The organism is Pseudomethylobacillus aquaticus, assembly GCF_003730115.1.
Taxonomy (GTDB): Bacteria; Pseudomonadota; Gammaproteobacteria; order Burkholderiales; family Methylophilaceae; genus Pseudomethylobacillus; species Pseudomethylobacillus aquaticus.
On sequence record NZ_RJVP01000002.1, the window covers coordinates 288,917 to 307,743 of the forward strand.

22 protein-coding genes and 1 tRNA gene are annotated in these 18,827 nt (G+C 58.1%); 19 read left to right on the forward strand and 4 right to left on the reverse strand.

What is annotated here, in order from left to right:
• Window positions 1-77: 77 nt before the first annotated feature.
• The 11 genes from tolB (at window position 78) to xerD (ending at window position 7,856) form a co-directional block, all read left to right on the forward strand.
• Window positions 78-1,346: a Tol-Pal system beta propeller repeat protein TolB gene (gene tolB, locus ED236_RS05050; RefSeq protein WP_123237128.1), complete on the forward strand. Its 1,269-nt coding sequence runs from the start codon at window positions 78-80 to the stop codon at window positions 1,344-1,346.
• A gap of 71 nt (window positions 1,347-1,417) precedes the next feature.
• On the forward strand, window positions 1,418-1,969 hold the full coding sequence (locus ED236_RS05055) for an OmpA family protein (protein WP_123236859.1): 552 nt from the start codon (window positions 1,418-1,420) through the stop codon (window positions 1,967-1,969).
• Between the two features lie 2 nt (window positions 1,970-1,971).
• Window positions 1,972-2,853: a tol-pal system protein YbgF gene (gene ybgF, locus ED236_RS05060; RefSeq protein WP_123236860.1), complete on the forward strand. Its 882-nt coding sequence runs from the start codon at window positions 1,972-1,974 to the stop codon at window positions 2,851-2,853.
• A gap of 38 nt (window positions 2,854-2,891) precedes the next feature.
• On the forward strand, window positions 2,892-3,530 hold the full coding sequence (gene queE / locus ED236_RS05065; protein ID WP_123236861.1) for a 7-carboxy-7-deazaguanine synthase QueE: 639 nt from the start codon (window positions 2,892-2,894) through the stop codon (window positions 3,528-3,530).
• A complete protein-coding gene (queC, locus tag ED236_RS05070; protein ID WP_123236862.1) occupies window positions 3,527-4,201 on the forward strand; it encodes a 7-cyano-7-deazaguanine synthase QueC in 675 nt (224 codons plus the stop codon). The genes queE and queC overlap by 4 nt, the downstream gene beginning before the upstream one ends.
• Window positions 4,202-4,284: 83 nt before the next feature.
• Window positions 4,285-4,533, forward strand: coding sequence for a 30S ribosomal protein S16 (gene rpsP, locus ED236_RS05075; RefSeq protein ID WP_123236863.1), 249 nt, complete (start codon window positions 4,285-4,287; stop codon window positions 4,531-4,533).
• Window positions 4,534-4,555: 22 nt separating this feature from the next.
• Window positions 4,556-5,110, forward strand: a complete 555-nt coding sequence (gene rimM / locus ED236_RS05080; protein ID WP_123236864.1) for a ribosome maturation factor RimM — start codon at window positions 4,556-4,558, stop codon at window positions 5,108-5,110.
• 8 nt (window positions 5,111-5,118) lie between these two features.
• Window positions 5,119-5,886, forward strand: coding sequence for a tRNA (guanosine(37)-N1)-methyltransferase TrmD (trmD, locus tag ED236_RS05085; RefSeq protein WP_123237129.1), 768 nt, complete (start codon window positions 5,119-5,121; stop codon window positions 5,884-5,886).
• A gap of 36 nt (window positions 5,887-5,922) precedes the next feature.
• Window positions 5,923-6,318 carry a 50S ribosomal protein L19 gene (gene rplS / locus ED236_RS05090; protein WP_123236865.1) on the forward strand — a complete coding sequence of 132 codons (396 nt, stop codon included), beginning with the start codon at window positions 5,923-5,925 and terminating at the stop codon, window positions 6,316-6,318.
• Between the two features lie 107 nt (window positions 6,319-6,425).
• Window positions 6,426-6,908 carry a methylated-DNA--[protein]-cysteine S-methyltransferase gene (locus ED236_RS05095; protein ID WP_123236866.1) on the forward strand — a complete coding sequence of 161 codons (483 nt, stop codon included), beginning with the start codon at window positions 6,426-6,428 and terminating at the stop codon, window positions 6,906-6,908.
• Between the two features lie 39 nt (window positions 6,909-6,947).
• Complete coding sequence (gene xerD, locus ED236_RS05100) at window positions 6,948-7,856, forward strand: site-specific tyrosine recombinase XerD (RefSeq protein WP_123236867.1); 909 nt, start codon at window positions 6,948-6,950, stop codon at window positions 7,854-7,856.
• A gap of 52 nt (window positions 7,857-7,908) precedes the next feature.
• Here xerD and folB read toward each other — a convergent pair whose 3' ends face one another.
• Window positions 7,909-8,265, reverse strand: a complete 357-nt coding sequence (gene folB, locus ED236_RS05105) for a dihydroneopterin aldolase (protein ID WP_123237130.1) — start codon at window positions 8,263-8,265, stop codon at window positions 7,909-7,911.
• A 135-nt stretch (window positions 8,266-8,400) separates the two neighbouring features.
• On the opposite strand from folB, the gene plsY reads away from it, so the two are divergent.
• The gene (plsY, locus tag ED236_RS05110; RefSeq protein ID WP_123237131.1) at window positions 8,401-9,018 is read left to right on the forward strand and encodes a glycerol-3-phosphate 1-O-acyltransferase PlsY; all 618 of its coding nucleotides are present in this window, start codon (window positions 8,401-8,403) and stop codon (window positions 9,016-9,018) included.
• 47 nt (window positions 9,019-9,065) lie between these two features.
• On the opposite strand, the gene tsaD is transcribed toward plsY, so the two are convergent.
• Window positions 9,066-10,163 carry a tRNA (adenosine(37)-N6)-threonylcarbamoyltransferase complex transferase subunit TsaD gene (gene tsaD / locus ED236_RS05115; protein WP_123236868.1) on the reverse strand — a complete coding sequence of 366 codons (1,098 nt, stop codon included), beginning with the start codon at window positions 10,161-10,163 and terminating at the stop codon, window positions 9,066-9,068.
• Between the two features lie 87 nt (window positions 10,164-10,250).
• Here tsaD and rpsU point away from each other — a divergent pair, with 87 nt between their 5' ends.
• The 7 genes from rpsU (at window position 10,251) to ED236_RS05150 (ending at window position 16,561) form a co-directional block, all read left to right on the forward strand.
• Entirely contained in the window at window positions 10,251-10,463 is a 213-nt protein-coding gene (gene rpsU, locus ED236_RS05120; protein WP_123236869.1) for a 30S ribosomal protein S21, read from the forward strand.
• A 14-nt stretch (window positions 10,464-10,477) separates the two neighbouring features.
• Window positions 10,478-10,924 (forward strand): GatB/YqeY domain-containing protein, encoded by a 447-nt coding sequence (locus ED236_RS05125; protein WP_123236870.1) that lies wholly within the window; start codon window positions 10,478-10,480, stop codon window positions 10,922-10,924.
• Between the two features lie 245 nt (window positions 10,925-11,169).
• On the forward strand, window positions 11,170-12,921 hold the full coding sequence (gene dnaG / locus ED236_RS05130; protein ID WP_123237132.1) for a DNA primase: 1,752 nt from the start codon (window positions 11,170-11,172) through the stop codon (window positions 12,919-12,921).
• A 59-nt stretch (window positions 12,922-12,980) separates the two neighbouring features.
• Entirely contained in the window at window positions 12,981-14,888 is a 1,908-nt protein-coding gene (gene rpoD, locus ED236_RS05135; protein WP_123236871.1) for an RNA polymerase sigma factor RpoD, read from the forward strand.
• Window positions 14,889-14,897: 9 nt separating this feature from the next.
• Window positions 14,898-14,976: transfer RNA gene (locus ED236_RS05140), tRNA-Ile, on the forward strand.
• A gap of 122 nt (window positions 14,977-15,098) precedes the next feature.
• Entirely contained in the window at window positions 15,099-16,277 is a 1,179-nt protein-coding gene (locus tag ED236_RS05145) for a PLP-dependent transferase (protein WP_123236872.1), read from the forward strand.
• On the forward strand, window positions 16,277-16,561 hold the full coding sequence (locus tag ED236_RS05150) for a DUF427 domain-containing protein (protein WP_123236873.1): 285 nt from the start codon (window positions 16,277-16,279) through the stop codon (window positions 16,559-16,561). The genes ED236_RS05145 and ED236_RS05150 overlap by 1 nt, the downstream gene beginning before the upstream one ends.
• Here the strand turns inward: ED236_RS05150 and egtD are convergent.
• A complete protein-coding gene (egtD, locus tag ED236_RS05155; protein WP_123236874.1) occupies window positions 16,558-17,529 on the reverse strand; it encodes an L-histidine N(alpha)-methyltransferase in 972 nt (323 codons plus the stop codon). The two genes, ED236_RS05150 and egtD, sit on opposite strands and share 4 nt — an antisense overlap.
• A 3-nt stretch (window positions 17,530-17,532) precedes the next feature.
• A complete protein-coding gene (egtB, locus tag ED236_RS05160) occupies window positions 17,533-18,768 on the reverse strand; it encodes an ergothioneine biosynthesis protein EgtB (RefSeq protein WP_123236875.1) in 1,236 nt (411 codons plus the stop codon).
• Window positions 18,769-18,827: the final 59 nt, after the last annotated feature.

The following is an 18,827-nucleotide window of genomic DNA, read 5'->3' on the forward strand; positions in this document are numbered from 1 at the left end:
GCAGGCTGGTGCATTTTGCGCTGGGGAACTTTTAATTCTTGAACTGCCCTAAAAATACTATGATCAAATCATTTTCCATGTTTCGCCTCTTCTCTTTCTTTTTGTTGTTATGTCTGTCGGTGGGGGTGCGGGCCGAGCTGACCATCGATATCGTCGGTGGCGCTGCCCAGCAGATTCCGATTGCGGTCGTCCCGTTCGCCCAGTCACCCAGCCCAGGCGACAACATGGCGGCTATCATCGGTGCCGACTTGCGGCGTAGCGGTTTGTTCCGTGTGCTGGAAACACGTGGCGTGGCCAATCAGCCCAGCGATGCTGCGGGTGTACGTTACGCTGAATGGTCAGCATTGCAGGCGCAGGCCCTGACCGTGGGCAATATACAGACGCTGCCGGGCAATCGCCTCAAGGTGTCGTTCTATCTGATGGATGTGCTGAAACAGAATCAGCTGGTGGGCATGGAGTTTGAGTTCACCCCCGCGCAATACCGTATCACCGCCCATCGCATCGCAGACATCATCTACGAAAAGCTGACCGGTGAAAAAGGCGTGTTTGCTACCAAGATCAGTTACGTCACCCGCACGGCCAGCCATTACACCCTGCAAGTGGCGGATGCCGATGGTTTCAATTCGCAAACCATGCTGACATCGAAGGAGCCTATCATCTCGCCGGCCTGGTCGCCAGACGGTACCAGGCTGGCCTATGTTTCCTTTGAAAAGAAAAAGCCCATCATCTATGTGCAGTCGCTGTCTTCGGGTCAGCGCTATGTGCTTGCCAACTTCAAAGGTAACAACAGTGCACCATCCTGGTCGCCAGATGGTAAACGGCTGGCTATCGTGCTCAGTCACAGTGCCAATTCGCAGATCTATACCATCAATGCAGATGGCACAGGTTTGCAGCCGATCACGCGCAGCAGCACCATCGACACCGAGCCGGTATGGGCGCCGGACGGTCAGACCATTTACTTCACTTCCGATCGTGGTGGTAGCCCGCAGATCTATCGCGTGCCTGCGCAAGGCGGTAATCCACAACGCGTTACGTTCAGTGGCGGTTATAATGTTTCGCCCAGAGTGTCGCCAGATGGCAAACTACTTGCTTATATCGGGCTGGTCGAGGGGCGCTTCCGAGTCGCTGTTCAGGAGCTGACCAGCGGCCAGGTTCGAGTGCTGAGCGACACTGCGAAAGATGAATCGCCGAGTTTTGCACCCAACAGTCGCATCATCTTGTATGCGACCAATGTGGGTGGTCGGGGCACATTGGCAGCAGTTTCTGCTGACGGTAGCGTCAAGCAGCGCCTGAGTGAATCGGGCAGTAATGTGCGTGAACCCGCATGGGGTCCTGCCAGTAAGTGATTTTAATGAGCGCGTATCAAACTGATACGGCCGCTATTTTTTATGTTTGAATCAAATCAAGGAGCGTAATAATGAATAAACAATTGATGGCAAGCCTGCTGGTCGTTCTGCTGCTGGGTGCATGTTCCAACAAGGCAGCCAAGGACGCATCGGCCCCTGTCGCTGACAAGAGCCCAGCCATGGCGGACACCGGCGCACCAGCTGCAGGCGGTGATACCGTTGCATCCGTGGTGGCAGATGATGAATCCGGCAAGAGCGCGCTACTGAACGACCCAAGCAGCATCCTCTACAAGCGCAGCATCTATTTCGATTACGACAGCGACACCATCAATGCTGAGTACCGTCCTCTGATCGAAGCGCATGCCAAGTACCTGCTGGCACATCCTAACGCACGCATGGTACTGCAAGGCAATACCGATGAGCGCGGTGCGCGCGAGTACAACCTGTCCCTGGGTCAGCGTCGTGCCGTGGCAGTCAAGCGCGTCATGAACGTGCTGGGTGTACAAGACACTCAGATCGAGACCGTCAGCTTCGGTGAAGAAAAAGCCAAGCTGGGTTGCGCAGCAGAATCTTGCTACAAAGATGACCGCCGCGTTGATATCGCTTACCAGGTAGAGAAGTAAGCATGCGGTTCCTGGTTCCGGGCCTACAGGCTCTTGTCGTCATTGGCGGCCTTGTTGCGGGCAGTGCACACGCGGGATTGTTCTCTGATGATGAAGCGCGCGACAAGGTCAACAAGCTGCAACAGAGTGTGGAAGCCCAGAACCAGGCCAATCAGGCAACATTAAGCAAGCTGGACAAGCGACTCAGCGATATTGAAGCGCTGGTCAAAGGGCAGGGCATGCTGGAACTGCTCAGCCAGTTGGAACAACTCAAGCAGGAGCTCAGCAAGGTCAAGGGTGATCTGGAAGTCGCCTCCCATGATGTCGATCTGACCCAGCAACGCCAGCGCGACCTGTATGCCGATACCGATGCGCGCTTACGCAAGCTGGAGGAATCTGGCCAGGCGGCACAATCCGCTGGAGGCTTTGTGGCCGTGCCAGTGGACGGTCAGCCCGCTGATGCACCCGCAAGCTCAGCACCGCCCACTACGAATACCCCCGTTTCCGCCGAGCGCGCGGATGAACTGAAAGCCTACGAAGCGGCACAAGGCCTGGCCAATGCCGGGCGTCATCGTGAAGCGTTCGATGCCTACGACAAATTCCTGCAGACCTATCCATCCAGCCCCTATCGCGCTGATGCTTATTACGGGCTTGGTTTCGCGCAGTTCTCCTTGAAGAATTACAAAGCGGCCATTTCTACCCAGCAAAAGTTGCTCGCCCAGTATCCGGATAGTGCCAAGCTGCCTGATGCCTTGTTCAATATCGCCAACAGTCAGATCCAGCTCGCCGACATCGGGGCTGCCAAGGTCACCTTGCGTGAATTGCTGGCGCGTTACCCCAACAGTGAAGTTGCGCCAGCTGCCAAGCGCCGTTTGACTGCACTGGACGCCATCAAAACCCGCTAGCGGATCTGCCGCTGTGCGTAGGCGCGGCGCTCCTGTTCATGAAACTGCGTATCCACGAAATCTTCCATTCCCTGCAAGGCGAATCGACGCGCGTCGGTTTGCCCACTGTGTTCGTGCGCCTGACCGGTTGCCCGATGCGCTGTGTCTATTGCGACACGGCGTACGCCTTCAATGGCGGCAGCACCATGCTGCTGGAACAGATCATGGCCGAGGTCGCCAGTCATGGCACACGTTTTGTCACGGTGACCGGCGGCGAGCCGCTGGCGCAGAAGCCTTGCCTGACCCTGCTCACGCAGCTGTGCGATGCCGGCTACTCGGTCTCGCTGGAAACCGGTGGTGCGGTGTCCACTCAAGATGTAGACCCGCGTGTTTCGGTGATTCTCGATGTTAAAACCCCGGGTTCGGGCGAGTTGGACAACAATGTCTGGGATAACCTCACGCGCCTGAAGCCGCAGGATGAAGTCAAGTTCGTGCTGTGTGACCGCAATGACTATGACTGGGCCAGGCAGCTGGTGACCGAGCGGGCGCTGGATAAGACGTGTACTGTGCTGTTCTCGCCCGTGTATGGCCAGGTGAACCCCACCCAGCTTGCGGAATGGGTATTGGCTGACCGGTTGCCGGTGCGTATGCAGTTGCAACTGCACAAGATCTTGTGGGGGGAGACGCCAGGAAAATGAAGCCCGCGGTCGTATTGCTGTCTGGCGGTCTGGATTCTGCCACCGTGCTGGCCATCGCACGTAGTCAGGGTTTTGACTGTTATTGCCTGAGCCTGGATTACCATCAACGCCACATCGCCGAGTTGCAGGCCGCCCAGCGTGTGGCGGCGGCGCTCGGTGCCGCCGCACATCGTACCGCCAGGCTGGATTTGTCCATGTTCGGCGGCTCGGCCCTCACGGACGACCTCATCGATGTGCCGGAATCGCCATCCGAGGGTATCCCGGTCACCTATGTGCCAGCACGCAATACCATCATGTTGTCGCTGGCCTTGGCCTGGGCCGAAGTGCTGCAGGCGCAGGACATTTTCATCGGCGTGAACGCGCTGGATTATTCCGGCTATCCGGATTGTCGTGGTGAATATGTCGCGGCGTTCCAGCGCATGGCCAATCTGGCTACCAAAGCGGCCGTGGAAGGGCACGCCATCACTGTGCATGCGCCACTGATCGATCTGAGCAAGGCGCAGATCATTCAGCGTGGCGTTGCCTTGGGTGTGGACTACGGCATGACGGTGTCCTGCTATCAGGCCGACGCGCATGGCCGCGCTTGTGGACGCTGCGATTCCTGCCGCTTCCGCAGTGATGGCTTTGCCCAGGCAGGGCTTGCGGACCCTACGCATTACCAGCCCGCTTGATGCGGCAATATATGCCTTGCCAAAGCATTAAAAAATAACGTAAAATCCGCCCCTTTCCGCAGATCTTCAAGAGAAACGTATATATGGTTATCATTCGACTGGCCCGTGGTGGCTCGAAGAAGGCCCCTTTCTACAGTGTTGTAGTGGCTGACTCCCGCAATCGCCGTGATGGTCGTTTCATCGAGCGCGTAGGTTTCTACAACCCGCTGGCCAAGGAAGGCCAAGAAGGCCTGCGCCTGGACAGCGTGCGTATCAGCCATTGGAAAAGCCATGGTGCTCAGCTGTCTGACTCGGTTGCACGCCTGGTCAAACAAGCGGCTAAAGCGGCTTAAGTAAGTCCGCCCGTTTTCAGTGATGGAGACGGCTGCAAGCCAGATGGTAGTGATGGGGCGCATCGTCGCCCCATATGGCATTTTTGGGTGGCTGAAAATCCAGCCCGACACCGAAACACTGGATAGTCTGCTCGATTATCCGGATTGGTGGCTGGGCAAGAACGGACAATGGCAGAAATATGCCGTTGAAACCGCCAAAATGCATGGCAATACGCTGGTGGTCAAGCTGGAAGGTGTGGATGACCGCGATGCGGCATTCGCCATGAAATCCAGGCAGGTCGCCGTGCCACGCGAGCAGTTGCCAGTGCCGGATGAGAATGAATACTACTGGTCTGACCTGATCGGGCTGGACGTGGTCAATCTGCAGCAGGTGCCCTTAGGCAGGGTCATCGATGTGTTCGAAACCGGCGCCAACGATGTGCTGGTAGTCAAGCAGGTGGCGGTCGAGCAGGCGACGAAGCAGGATGATAAGGAAGCAGAAGCGCGTGAGCGCTTGATCCCCTTCATCGCTCAGGTGGTGCTGGAGGTGGATATCACGGCCAGGACCATGCAGGTGGATTGGGACGAGACGTTTTGACCGCTGCCTTGCAGTTCGATGTCATCAGCTTGTTTCCGCAGATGTTCGACGCGCTGAGTCAGTCTGGCATCACGGCACGGGCGCTGGAAAAAAAGCTGTACGGATTGTCGCTGTGGAATCCGCGTGATTTCACCAGTGATAATTACAAAACGGTCGATGACAGGCCGTACGGTGGTGGCCCTGGCATGGTGATGCTGGCCGAGCCGCTGGAAAAAGCCATTGCGGCCGCCAAGGCGCGTCAGCAGCAGGCCGGTGTGCCAAAGAGTCTGCTGATCCACCTGTCACCGCAAGGCCAGCCGCTCAGTCATGCGCTGGTGATGCAGTTGGTGCAGGCGCCGGGGCTGATCCTGCTGGCCAGCCGCTATGAAGGGGTGGATGAGCGTTTGCTCGCCAACCAGGTGGAGATGGAAATCTCCATTGGCGATTATGTGCTATCCGGCGGTGAGTTACCCGCCATGGTGTTGATGGATGCGATTGTGCGACAGCTGCCGGGTGCGCTCGGTGATGCCGATTCTGCCAGCGAGGATTCGTTTGTGGATGGCTTGCTGGACTGCCCGCATTACACAAGGCCAGAAGAATACCAAGGCGTGAAAGTACCTGCCGTGTTGTTGTCCGGCAATCACGCCAAGATCAAGCAATGGCGCCTTAAAATGTCATTGCAGCGAACCCGGGACAGGCGCCCGGATTTATTGGCCGCAAGGTCGTTGACGAAAGAAGAATCTCGGCTGCTGGCTGAGCTTGACCATGAGCAGGTGGATGGCAAGCGCAAGCTGTAGCAGGAACAGGAATCTTCACAATTAAAAGGAACTGAAATGGCAGACATCATCAAGATGCTGGAGCAGGAAGAAATCGCCCGCCTCGGCAAAAGCATTCCCGACTTCGCCCCAGGCGACACCATAGTGGTTGGTGTGAACGTGGTTGAAGGTACCCGCAAGCGCGTACAGGCTTACGAAGGCGTTGTGATCGCCAAGCGTAACCGTGGTTTGAACTCCTCGTTCATCGTGCGCAAGATCTCGTCCGGTGAAGGCGTGGAGCGTACGTTCCAGACCTACTCCCCACTGATCGCTTCCATCGAAGTGAAGCGCCGTGGTGACGTACGTCGCAGCAAGCTGTACTACCTGCGTGAGCGTTCCGGCAAGTCCGCACGTATCAAGGAAAAGCTGCAGATCCGTGACAAGGAAGTGGCAGCACCAAGCACTGCAGACTAAGAGCGCTGCAGAACAAGCACGCAGCAGCACACGCTGCTTGTTGCATTGAAAAGCCCCGCATTGCGGGGCTTTTTTATTTGTGCTGTATTTTTGCGCTACCATGACGCATGAGCTTAGTCTTTGACGCTATCCTGCCAGCGCCGTTCGGCGCCATCGGCATACGTACTCAGGATGATTACCTGCTGGGCCTGAGCTTGTTGCCAGAAGTGCCTGCGTCAACAGAGGCGCAGGTCGCCGCGACGCCCTTCGTGCACAGTGTCATCCATCAGCTGCAGGCCTATCTGAACGATCCGCATGCCGGGCTGGATATCCCCATCGCCATCACCGGAACACCATTCCAGCGCCGGGTCTGGCGTGCCATTGCCAGTATCCCCAGCGGCGAAACACGCAGCTATGGCGAGCTGGCCGAGATGGTGGGTTCTGGCCCACGTGCCGTGGCCAATGCCTGTGGTGCCAATCAGGTGCCCTTAGTGATCCCCTGTCACCGCATCGTGGCGCGTCATGGCCTGGGTGGTTTCATGCAGGGAGATCCACGCGGTCTGCTTATCAAGCAATGGCTGCTGCAGCACGAACAGCTGGCATCAGCCTAGGCCGCGCTGTCATGTACCTGTTCCGGTTCGAGCGTCATCATGCCTGAAGCCACGCCAGACGCGAGTAGCGCGCTGCTGGACAGTTTCATCGATCACCTGTGGCTGGAAGATGGCCTGGCCAAGAACACGCTGGAAAGCTACCGCCTTGATCTGCTGCAGTTCGCCACTTGGCTGGAGCAGGAATTACATAAATCATTGACGGACGCGGATGCTGCCGATCTGCAGCATTATCTGGCGGTGCGCTTCCCCAATAGCAAACCGCGCACCATGGGGCGATTGATCGCCAGTCTGCGCCGCTTCTACCGCTATGCGCTGCGTGAGCAATTGGTGACGAATGACCCGACCGCGCAGCTGGATTCGCCCAAGCTGCCGCGTTCCTTGCCAAAAAGCTTGAATGAGGACGAGGTGCTGGCCTTGATCAATGCGCCCGATACCACACAGCCGCTCGGCATGCGTGATCGCGCCATGCTGGAGCTGCTGTATGCCTGTGGCTTGCGTGTATCCGAGTTGGTGGGCATACGCATGGCGGAGCTTAGTTTGCAGGAGGGTGTTATCCGCGTGACCGGCAAGGGCAGCAAGACGCGCCTGGTGCCCATGGGCGAGGAGGCGGTGAGCTGGCTGGCACGTTACCTGCGCGAAGCGCGTGCCGACATCCTACAGCAGCGTCTGAGTGATGCGGTGTTCGTGACCCAGCGTGCAGAAGCGATGACGCGCCAGGGCTTCTGGTTCCTGATCAAGCGCTATGCCCTGCTGGCCGGCATCAACCGGCCGATCTCACCGCATGTGCTGCGCCATGCCTTTGCCACCCATCTGCTCAACAATGGTGCGGACCTGCGCGTGGTGCAGATGCTGCTCGGACATTCGGATATCTCGACCACGCAGATTTATACTCATGTGGCGCGCGAGCGCCTGAAGCAGCTGCACAGCCTGCATCATCCGCGTGGCTGATGGCCTTTCCATGAGCGGGTGAATGGGTGCCTCAGGCTAGACGCCACTGGTGTTACGCGCTCGCTTGCCGTTCTATGCTGACACCCAGCGCTTTGAGCCCCGGCAGTATGCCTGGCTTGGCTACCTTGATCTTGACCCAGGGCGCCCCGAACTCCTTGAGGATAAGCTGACACACATGCTCAGCCAGTGCTTCGACCAGTTTGAAGCTGTGTTGCTGCAGTGTGTCGCGAATGCGTGACACTACCTGGCCGTAATCGATGGTGTCTTCGATGGCGTCACTCTGGCAGGACAGGCTGTGCGGCATGGCGATCTCGATATCCAGCACGATGGTTTGTGCGGTCATGCGCTCCCAATCCGGTACGCCCAGCCGGGTCTGTACTTTGACTTCGCTCAAAAAGATGCTGTCCATATCCATGCTCCGCTGTATGCACTGATTCCCGCGCAGGCGGGAATCCAGTATATTCAAGTCTGCTATATTCAAGTCTGCTTGGATTCCGGGTCAAGCCCGCAATCACGCACTATGCCATTTCAAGAGATATACAACATGAACGAGCTGGGATTTTTTTCGGTAACACTGGTGCCTGTGATCTGGATCGTGGCAGCGTATCTGCTGGGGTCCATCAGTTTCGGCATCCTGGTCAGCAAGTTGTTCGGCCTGCCCGATCCGCGTACCGTGGGTTCCGGTAATCCCGGTGCCACCAATGTACTGCGTAGCGGCAAGAAGTCTGCGGCGTTGATCACCCTGCTGGGTGACGCGTTCAAGGGCTGGTTCCCGGTGTGGCTGGCCTTACAGTCCGGCATGCTGATGTGGGTGGTGAGTGGCGTGGCGCTGGCGGTCTTCATCGGCCATCTGTACCCGCTCTACCATGGCTTCAAGGGCGGCAAGGGTGTGGCGACAGCCTTGGGTGTGCTGCTGGCCCTGTCCGGCTGGCTGGGCCTGGCCGTGTTGCTGACCTGGTTGCTGGTGTTTGCGGTGAGCCGCTATTCTTCACTGGCGGCGTTGGCAGCGGCAGCGCTGGCACCGGTCTATGCCTATGCGCTGCTGCCTTACCGTGATTATGTGTTCACCACCGTGGTGCTGGCCTTGTTCCTGATCTGGCGACATCGCAGCAACATCAAGAAACTGTTGGACGGTACCGAATCCGGCTTCGGCAAGAAGTGATCCCGGGCAATAATCCCGGGCAATCGTCCGCCCGGACCATCACCCCTTCAGGGCGTTTGCAGCTCTGCCAGATCCCAGCGTGGCCTCACCGTGAACGTGCCGGATAGATGCGAGGCTTCGGCTTTCAGTGCCTTGAGGCGCATGGCGCCCGCGAATGCGATCATGGCCCCATTGTCGGTGCAGAATTCAAGACGCGGGTAGTTCACACTGCAGCCGCGCTTCGATGTGACCTGATTCAGACGTTCCCGCAAGCGCGTGTTGGCGCCTACGCCGCCAGAGACAATCAGGCGACTCAGACCTGTTTTGCGTAGGGCATCCATGCATTTTTGGCTGAGCAGCTCGGTAACGGCTTCCTGGAATTCATAGGCGATATCAGCCTTGGTCTGCTCGTCCAGCGCCATGGGCTCGACGATGCCGTCTTGCCCGCTGTTCATATTTGCATGATCGAGCTGGGCTCGGGCCGATCGCAACTGTTCATTGACCAGCGTCAGCACGGCCGTCTTGAGGCCGCTGAAGCTGAAATTGAGGTCGCCGCTGTGCAGTAAAGGGCGTGGCAGTTTGAAGCGCCCGGGCACGCCTTTGGCGGCGATCTTCGCCACCGCCGGGCCGCCGGGGTAGCCCAGGCCTAGCAGCTTGGCAGTCTTGTCGAAGGCTTCACCGGCCGCGTCATCCAGCGTGTCGCCCAGCAGTTCATAGTCACCGATCGCGGAAACACGCATCAGTTGGGAATGGCCGCCCGATACCAGCAGCGCCACGAATGGGAACGCCGGTGGATTCTGTTCCAGCAGTGGTGCCAGCAGGTGGCCTTCCAGATGGTGCACGCCCAGCGCGGGTACGCCCAGCGCGAATGACAGCGAGGCCGCCACGCTGGTGCCGACCAGCAGCGCGCCAGACAAGCCTGGACCCTGTGTATAGGCGATGCCTTCGATGTCCTGTAAAGTGCGCCCTGCCTGTGTCAGCACGTGCTGGGTAAGTGGCAGCACGCGGCGGATGTGGTCACGTGAGGCCAGCTCCGGTACTACGCCACCATAATCGGCATGCATCTCCACTTGCGAGTGCAAGGCGTGCGCAAGCAAGCCCTGTTCGGTGTCATAAAGTGCGATGCCAGTTTCATCGCAAGAGGATTCAATACCCAGGACTAGCATAAATGATGTCGATAAAAGATTGATAAATCAGAGATTGGCCGCTAGAATATCAGACTTTTTCGCCCTAACCCAAGGAACCGACCCCGAATGTCTACTGTACGTGTCAAGGAAAACGAGCCATTTGACGTAGCGCTGCGCCGCTTCAAGCGCATGATCGAGAAGACCGGTCTGCTGACCGACCTGCGCGCGCGCGAATTCTACGAGAAGCCAACCTGGGAACGTAAGCGCAAGGCTGCTGCTGCAGTCAAGCGTCATTACCGTCGTATCCGCAGCCAAACGCTGCCAGCCAAGCTGTACTAATCGGCGATCCGTTCATGTCTTTGAAAGTCCGTATCAGCGAGGACATGAAGTCCGCCATGCGTGCCAAGGATAGTGCACGTCTGGGAGCCATCCGTCTGTTGCAGGCTGCCATCAAGCAGCGTGAAGTGGACGAGCGTATCGAGCTTGATGACCAGCAAGTCATCGAAGCCATCGAGAAGATGCTCAAGCAGCGTCGTGATTCGATCTCCCAGTACGAAGCCGCCAACCGCCACGACTTGGCCGACGTCGAGAAGTTTGAAGTAAGCGTGTTGCATGAATATCTGCCGCAAGCACTGACCGAAGAAGAATTGGGTTCCATCCTGTCGCAGGTGGTCGCTGACACCGGCGCGGCGGGAATCAAGGATATGGGCAAGGTCATGGCAGCGCTCAAGCCACTGGTGGTTGGGCGTGCAGATATGGGCAAGATCTCTGGCTTGATCAAGCAGCGACTGAGTGCTTAAGCGGAAACCAGCAGCCAACGCAGCAAACAAGGAGCCTGAGGCTCCTTTTTGTTTTTTGGGCTATCATCTTGTGTACAAGGAGGCCTTGCATCAGTGAGCAAGCTGGATGAACGGCAAAACGCGTGCAGCGCAGCCATCATGACCCCAAGGATGACGCCAAGCCGGACATCGGCGATGACGTCAGGCTTTGCAGCGCCGCGCAAGGTAGTCCTTCGTCCATATCGCCGCTTGGTCTGGGCTTGACTATGATTCCAGAGGCATTCATCCAGGAACTGGTCAATCGTATCGACATCGTCGATGTGATTGATCGCAACGTACCGCTCAAGAAGGCCGGCGCCAATTACCAGGCTTGCTGCCCATTCCACAACGAAAAATCCCCCTCGTTCACCGTCAGCCCCAGCAAACAGTTCTACCACTGCTTCGGCTGTGGCGCGCACGGCAGTGCTATCGGCTTCCTGATGGAATATCAGGGCCTGAGTTTTGTCGAGGCGGTGCAGGAGCTAGCCAAGATGGCGGGCATGATCGTGCCGCAGGAGCAGCGCGACCCTGATAAGCCGCAGGTCAAGCTGATGCCTGGTTTGCAGGAGGCCTTGCAGTCGGCAGCGCTGTATTACAAGGCGGAGCTGAAGAAATCGACGCGTGCCATCGACTACCTGAAGGGGCGCGGCTTGAGCGGCCAGATCGCCGCGCGTTTCCAGATCGGTTATGCGCCTGCGGGCTGGCAGAACCTGGCCACCGTGTTCGATGACTATCAGCACGATGGATTGAAAACGGTGGGGCTGGTCATCGACAACGAGCAGGGACGGCGCTACGACCGCTTCCGCGACCGCATCATGTTCCCTATCCATGACAGCAAAGGTCAGGTGATCGGCTTTGGAGGCCGGGTCATCGAATCCGAGGACGACGGCCCCAAGTACTTGAATTCGCCGGAAACACCCCTATTTCAGAAAGGTCACGAGTTGTATGGCCTGTTCCAAGCGCGGCGTGCGATCCGTGAAGCGGCATGCGCGCTGGTGGTCGAAGGGTACATGGATGTGGTGGCGCTGGCACAGTACGGCATCGATTACGCAGTGGCTGCACTGGGTACCGCGACCACGCCGTTCCATATTCAAAAACTGACCCGTCAGACCGACCACATCGTGTTCTGTTTTGATGGTGACGCCGCCGGACAAAAAGCTGCCTGGCGTGCGGCCATGAATGCCTTGCCTGCGCTGACCGACAGTTTGCGCCTGAGTTTTCTGTTTTTGCCTAAAGAGCACGACCCGGACAGCTTTGTGCGGGAATTCGGTAAAGAAGCGTTTGGCGCGGCTATCGAGCGTGCGTTACCGTTCTCGCAATATCTGATACAGCAGCTCAGCGTGGATAACCCGCTGCAGGCGCAAGAAGACCGGGTGCGCTTCCTGAATGAAGCCGAGCCTATCCTGCAGCAGATCCAGGCGCCGCGTCTGGCTTTGCTGCTACGCAAGCGGGTGGCGGAACTGGCTGGCCTGTCGCAAACCGAACTTGAGCAGAACATGCAGTTGAAGGCACCAACGGTGCGTCGCAGTGCAGGGGCACGGGCAGACCGCAGTGCACCAGTGTTGTTGGGGAAATTGCTGGAGATCCTGCTGCATGCACCGGAACTGGCAGTGCAGCTGGATGATGCGCTGATCGTGGGTGTCACGCCGGAGGCGCAGCTGTTGCGCAGTCTGCGCCGTGAGATCCAGCGTCAGCCCGGCTTGTCTTCCGCTGTGTTGTTTGAGCAGTTACAGGCGGAAATGCCGGAACGTTACCGGCAACAGCTCAGTGCCAAGATGATGGAATCGGTGGCACCGGAATTGCTAACCACAGAGTTCGAGGGCGCGCTGTCGCAGCTGCGGCGCTTGCAGGAACGCGAGTCTTCAGAGGCGGTGGATCTGCTGCGTATCGCGCAGGAGCAGGGTTTACAGGCGCTGACCGATGCGCAGCGCGCACTACTCAAGCAAAGTCGCTGGGGCCATCGCAAAGAGCCACAATAGTTTAAGGTATAATACGCGGTTTTCCGCAAACATCTGGATTGATGGAGTTGAGGTCGGACATGGCAAACGAGCAACAAAACGACAAGGTAGAACACCAGGGAACCGACGCAGAAGTCCGTCGCATGCGGCTGAAAACGCTGATCGTGCTTGGTAAGGAGCGCGGATACCTGACCTACGCCGAGATCAACGACCACCTGCCGGATGATGTGCAGGATTCGGAACAGATCGACGGCATCATTGGCATGATCAACGACATGGGTATCCAGGTGTACGAGGAAGCCCCGGACGCCGAGGTGCTGCTGATGTCGGACGCACCACCTGCGGTCACCGATGAAGATGCGGTGGAAGAAGCCGAACAGGCACTCTCCACGGTGGATTCCGAATTCGGCCGTACCACTGACCCGGTGCGTATGTACATGCGCGAAATGGGCACGGTAGACCTGCTCACGCGTGAAGGCGAGATCGAGATCGCCAAGCGCATTGAAGACGGCCTCAAGCACATGGTGCAAGCCATCGCCGCCTGTCCTACCACCATCGCCGAATTGCTGGCCATGGTGGACAAGGTCGAAAAAGACGAGCTGAGTGTGGACGATCTGGTCGACGGCCTGATCGACACCGATGTCGGTCTGGACGACGCCATGGTGGTAGAAGCCGCAGAAGCTGAAGAAGAAGCCACGGAAGAAGATGAAGAAGAGGACGATGACGCCGATGGCGCCAAGGCCGCTGCCATCTCTGCCGAGGCACTGGCCAAGCTGAAAGCCGAAGTGCTGACGCGCTTTGCCGTGATTCGCGAAGCACATCAGAAGATGACCGCCATCCTGCAGACCAAGGGTTCGCAGGACAAAGAATACAAAAAGCTGCAGGACGGCATCCTGGAAGAACTGACCGCGTTCCGTTTCTCCGCCAAGCAAGTCGAAGCCCTGTGTGATCAGGTGCGTGTCATGGTCGAAGAGATCCGTGGTCACGAACGCAAGATCATGGACTTCTGCGTGGATAAATCCGGCATGCCGCGCCCCCACTTCATCAAGGTGTTCCCGGGCCATGAAACCAATCTGGAATGGCTGGCCGGTGAACTGGCGTTGAACAAACCCTATGTCGAACGTCTGGAGCGCTTCAAGCACTCCATCGTCGACCAGCAGCAACGCCTGCTGGATATTCAGGACCGCGTCGGCATCCCGATCAAGGAACTGAAAGAGATCAACAAGCAGATGTCCACGGGCGAAGCGCGTGCCCGTCGTGCCAAGCGCGAGATGATCGAGGCCAACCTGCGTCTGGTGATCTCCATCGCCAAGAAGTACACCAACCGTGGTCTGCAATTCCTGGATCTGATCCAGGAAGGCAACATCGGCCTGATGAAGGCGGTGGACAAATTCGAATACCGTCGCGGCTACAAGTTCTCGACCTATGCCACCTGGTGGATCCGTCAGGCCATCACGCGTTCCATCGCGGATCAGGCCCGCACCATCCGTATCCCGGTGCACATGATCGAAACCATCAACAAGATGAACCGTATCTCGCGTCAGATCCTGCAGGAAACCGGTTTGGAACCGGACCCCGCCACGCTGGCCGAAAAGATGGAAATGCCGGAAGACAAGATCCGCAAGATCCTCAAGATCTCCAAGGAACCTATCTCCATGGAAACGCCGATCGGTGACGACGACGATTCGCATCTGGGCGACTTCATCGAAGACAACACCACCTTGGCGCCAGTCGATGCAGCGGTCTATGCCAGCCTGCGCGAAGCCACCAAGGAAGTGCTGGAATCCCTGACGGCGCGCGAGGCCAAGGTGCTGCGTATGCGCTTCGGTATCGAAATGAACACCGACCACACGCTGGAAGAAGTGGGTAAACAGTTCGACGTTACGCGTGAGCGTATCCGTCAGATCGAAGCCAAGGCACTGCGCAAGCTGCGTCACCCGACGCGTTCCGAGCGTCTGCGCAGTTTCCTGGAAACCGGCAACGATTAAGCAGGTCACGGCCCCCTAGCTCATGCTTGGTTAGAGCAGCGGACTCATAATCCGTTGGTGCTGTGTTCGACTCACAGGGGGGCCACCAAACAAAGGCTAGCGTTTCGCTAGCCTTTTCTTTTAGGCGCACTGCACGCGCGTGCGAGCCCTGCCTCACGCATACGCGCTAAATCCATTACCATGTGCTGATCCTTTACGAGACTCACCGCCATGGCCAAGCCCGTCACGCCCCCTTCTGTCTGGACTACGCTGGTGCAGCCGGACTTCGCTGCCTCCGCCAATTTCAACAGTCTGGCCGACCCGGTGGCACGCGCTTCGACCGTGGTGTTCGATAGCGTGGAAAAGCTGCGTCAGCGCGACTGGCGTGACAAGCAGCAATACACCTATGGCTTGCTCGGCACACCCACCAGCCGCAGGCTGGAGCGGCAGCTGGCAGCCATCGATGGCGTTGAGCACGCACTGCTGTTCCCGTCCGGCTTGTCGGCCATCAGTACTTTGCTGCTGGCGTTTCTAAAAGCCGGTGATCAGGTGCTGATGCCGCTCAACAGTTACGTGCCTGCGCTGGATACGGCACGCCTGTTGCAGCAACGGTTTGGCATTGAGTTGGCGTTTTACGATCCCATGCAGTTGGATACGCTCAAGTTTGCTGCCAACACGCGCCTGTTATGGGTGGAAACACCGGGCTCGGTGACCATGGAAGTGGCTGACTTGCCAGCGCTGGCGGCCTTGGCGCATCAGCATGAGGTGTTGGTGGCGATCGACGCCACCTGGGCAGCCGGAATCGCCTTGCCGGTGTTCGAGCTGGGCGCGGATCTGTCCATACAGGCGCTGACCAAGTACCAGTCGGGTGGCAGCGATGTGCTCATGGGCTGTGTCACCACGGCGGATGAGGGCTTGTACCGTACATTGTCTGAAACCGTGGTCAGCCTGGGCATAGGCGTGAGTCCTGAGGATTGCCGGCTGATCCTGCGCAGTTTGCCGCATTACCGCCTGCGCTATCTGGCGCAGGACCAGGCGGCGCGTCAGGTCGCCCAGTGGTTAAGTCAACACCCTGCCGTGGCGCATGTGTTGCACCCGGCATTGCCGGACGCGCCTGGCCACGCCATCTGGGCGCGTGATTTTACAGCGGCGGCCAGCCTGTTCTCGGTGGTGTTTCGTGAGGATATCCAGCAGCCAGCGCTGGATCGTTGTGTGGAAGCCTTGCAGCTCTTCCATCTGGGCTTCAGTTGGGGCGGGGCGGTCAGCCTGGTGGTGCCGTTCACGCGGAACCAAATGCATGCGGCCTACTCGTATGCTGGCCTGCTGGTACGTTTCTATATCGGTCTGGAAGATGCGCAGGATCTGATCCAGGACCTCGCACAGGCATTACAACCTTTGGAGAAGCGTTAATGGCACAAGCGGTATGGAACGGTCAGGTCATTGCAGACAGCGCCAGCTTTGAGCTGGTGGAAGGCAATGTGTATTTCCCACGCGCGTCACTCGTCCCCGCCTTCTTCCGTGACAGCGCGCACGAAACGGTGTGTCCTTGGAAAGGTACGGCTAGTTATCTGGATGTGGTGGTGGATGGCAAGGTGAATGCCAACGCTGCCTGGTATTACGCCAAGCCCAAAGCAGCGGCCAGCAAGATCACCGGCCATGTGGCGTTCTGGAAGGGCGTCACCGTCACACGCTAGCGCGCGGAACGCAGCAGGAACAGCGTGAATGCCGATTCCTGTTCATCCTGCCAGTGTTGCTGCAAGTGCCAGCCGCACGCCTGCGCCATGGCGATGAATGCGGCACTGCGGTATTTGTAGCAGCTCTCGGTGTAGATGGTTTCACCCGCATCAAACCCGAAACACTTTCCTGCCAGCTGTACCGATTGCTTGCGGGTGCTGACCAGATGCATCTCGATACGACCTTCACTAGGGTTGAAACGCGCTTCATGGCTAAAACTGTGCACATCGAAATCAGCGCCCAGTTCGCGGTTGGCTCGTTTTAGCAGGTTCTGGTTGAAGGCCGCGGTGATGCCTGCGGCATCGTTGTAGGCCGCCAGCAGGCGCTTTTCATCCTGCGTGGTGTCCACCCCGATCAATAAACAGCCAGACCCGCCTGCCAGCGCATGGAACTGCTCCAGCAAGCGTGCCGCCGCTTCTGGATGGAAATTACCTATGGTGGAGCCGGGAAAGAACACCAGGCGTTCGCTATCGATAGGCAGGTCTGCGGTGTTGATGGCACTGGCGAACCCGGCATCACTGAAATCTCCCACCAGCGGGTGTATGGCAAGTGCGGGAAAATCGCGCTGCAACTGCAGGCTGACCTCATGCAGAAAGTCAGCGGAGATGTCCATGGGCACATAGGTTTGTAGTAGAGGCAAACCTTGTAGCAGGGCGCGTGTTTTCACGCTGGCGCCACTGCCGGGCTCGATCACACACTGTATGCCGGGCTTGATCCGTGCCAGCGCGGGCACTACTTCTGCGAGCAGACGTGTTTCGACCCGCGTCGGGTAGTACTCTGCGGTACGGGTGATGGCCTCAAACAGCAGCGAGCCTGCTTCGTCGTAGAACCATTTACAGGGGATGCTTTTCTGCGGCTGTGACAAACCGTACAGCACATCGTGACCAAAATCGTTTGCAGTGTCGATCTGCTCTGCGGGTAGATTCATCCATCAGCCTTGTTCTGCCAGCCGCAAGCCGGTGAATTGCCAGCGCTGGTGGGGTGCAAAGAAATTACGGTAACTGGCACGCGCATGGCCTGCAGGTGTCGCGATTGAAGAGCCGCGCAGCACGTACTGACCGTTCATGAACTTGCCGTTGTACTCCCCCACCGCACCCGAACGTGTCTGAAAGCCCGGGTAAGCGATATAGGGGCTGGCCGTCCACTGCCAGGCCTGACCAAACAGATCATGCATGGTCGCTTGCTTTGGTCGCGCCAGGTCAGCAAACCTTGCATGCGCATGCGCTGTGTCAGCACTGGATGAGCGCGCGGCATGCTCCCATTCGGCTTCTGTAGGCAGGCGTTTACCTGCCCAGCGTGCATACGCATCGGCTTCGAAGTAGCTGATATGGCGCACCGGGGCAGCCGGGTCTACAGGCTGCAGCCCGTGCATGCCATAAGCGGCGTAGCCAGCGTGCTGGTCGCGTTGCCAGTACAGGGGCATTTCCCAGCCCGCCTGTTGCCGTTGTTTCCAACCGTCTGACAGCCATAACAGAGGCTGTTGGTAAGCGCCCGCTTCCATGAAGGCCAGCCAGTCTGCGTTGCTGACCAGCCTGTTGGCCAGCTTGAAAGGCGCCAGGTAGTGTTTGTGGGCAGGGCACTCATTGTCGAAACAGAAACCCGCCTGATCATGGCCTATCGTGACCAGACCGCCATCGAACGAGAGGAAGTGCTGATCGCAGGCAGGCTGAGTCCTGCTTGTGGCAGGGGGTAAATAAGCAGGTAACAGCGGGTTCTGTGACAGGTTGTAGACCATGTCGGTGACGAACAACTCCTGATGCTGTTGTTCGTGCTGGATGCCAAGTTCCAGTAATTCCAGTGTGTCCTGGTCGAGCGCTGTCTGCATCAAGCTGGCCAGTGCATGATCGACCTCGGCGCGGTAATCGAGTATCTCGGCCAGGCTGGGGCGGCTGATCAGGCCGCGCCTGCCTTGTGGCTGACGTTGGCCGATAGTGTCGTAGTAAGAATTGAACAAAAAGCGGAACGATTCTGCGACCGAGGACTGCAGTCCGCGCGGACGCAGGATGAATTCTTCGAAGAACCAGCTGGTGTGCGCCAGATGCCATTTTCCCGGACTGGCGAAGTCCTCTGCCTGGATCTGCAGGTCGGCTTCACTAAGCGGCTCTGCCAGCGTGACGCTATGCTGGCGACAGGAAATCAGGCGCTGGTGCAGAAGAGAGGTGGTCATGAGTTAGGCTTTATTTATCGCGCCGTTTTTATTTATTGCGTGTTTATCACGACGCTCGT

Bases quoted from the DNA above. Each gene is read 5' to 3' on its own strand.
- tolB (WP_123237128.1), top strand. From the start codon at position 78: ATGTTTCGCCTCTTCTCTTTCTTTTTGTTGTTATGTCTGTCGGTGGGG.
- ED236_RS05055 (WP_123236859.1), top strand. From the start codon at position 1,418: ATGAATAAACAATTGATGGCAAGCCTGCTGGTCGTTCTGCTGCTGGGT.
- ybgF (WP_123236860.1), top strand. From the start codon at position 1,972: ATGCGGTTCCTGGTTCCGGGCCTACAGGCTCTTGTCGTCATTGGCGGC.
- queE (WP_123236861.1), top strand. From the start codon at position 2,892: ATGAAACTGCGTATCCACGAAATCTTCCATTCCCTGCAAGGCGAATCG.
- queC (WP_123236862.1), top strand. From the start codon at position 3,527: ATGAAGCCCGCGGTCGTATTGCTGTCTGGCGGTCTGGATTCTGCCACC.
- rpsP (WP_123236863.1), top strand. From the start codon at position 4,285: ATGGTTATCATTCGACTGGCCCGTGGTGGCTCGAAGAAGGCCCCTTTC.
- rimM (WP_123236864.1), top strand. From the start codon at position 4,556: ATGGAGACGGCTGCAAGCCAGATGGTAGTGATGGGGCGCATCGTCGCC.
- rplS (WP_123236865.1), top strand. From the start codon at position 5,923: ATGGCAGACATCATCAAGATGCTGGAGCAGGAAGAAATCGCCCGCCTC.
- ED236_RS05095 (WP_123236866.1), top strand. From the start codon at position 6,426: ATGAGCTTAGTCTTTGACGCTATCCTGCCAGCGCCGTTCGGCGCCATC.
- xerD (WP_123236867.1), top strand. From the start codon at position 6,948: ATGCCTGAAGCCACGCCAGACGCGAGTAGCGCGCTGCTGGACAGTTTC.
- folB (WP_123237130.1), bottom strand. From the start codon at position 8,265: ATGGACAGCATCTTTTTGAGCGAAGTCAAAGTACAGACCCGGCTGGGC.
- plsY (WP_123237131.1), top strand. From the start codon at position 8,401: ATGAACGAGCTGGGATTTTTTTCGGTAACACTGGTGCCTGTGATCTGG.
- tsaD (WP_123236868.1), bottom strand. From the start codon at position 10,163: ATGCTAGTCCTGGGTATTGAATCCTCTTGCGATGAAACTGGCATCGCA.
- rpsU (WP_123236869.1), top strand. From the start codon at position 10,251: ATGTCTACTGTACGTGTCAAGGAAAACGAGCCATTTGACGTAGCGCTG.
- ED236_RS05125 (WP_123236870.1), top strand. From the start codon at position 10,478: ATGTCTTTGAAAGTCCGTATCAGCGAGGACATGAAGTCCGCCATGCGT.
- dnaG (WP_123237132.1), top strand. From the start codon at position 11,170: ATGATTCCAGAGGCATTCATCCAGGAACTGGTCAATCGTATCGACATC.
- rpoD (WP_123236871.1), top strand. From the start codon at position 12,981: ATGGCAAACGAGCAACAAAACGACAAGGTAGAACACCAGGGAACCGAC.
- ED236_RS05145 (WP_123236872.1), top strand. From the start codon at position 15,099: ATGGCCAAGCCCGTCACGCCCCCTTCTGTCTGGACTACGCTGGTGCAG.
- ED236_RS05150 (WP_123236873.1), top strand. From the start codon at position 16,277: ATGGCACAAGCGGTATGGAACGGTCAGGTCATTGCAGACAGCGCCAGC.
- egtD (WP_123236874.1), bottom strand. From the start codon at position 17,529: ATGAATCTACCCGCAGAGCAGATCGACACTGCAAACGATTTTGGTCAC.
- egtB (WP_123236875.1), bottom strand. From the start codon at position 18,768: ATGACCACCTCTCTTCTGCACCAGCGCCTGATTTCCTGTCGCCAGCAT.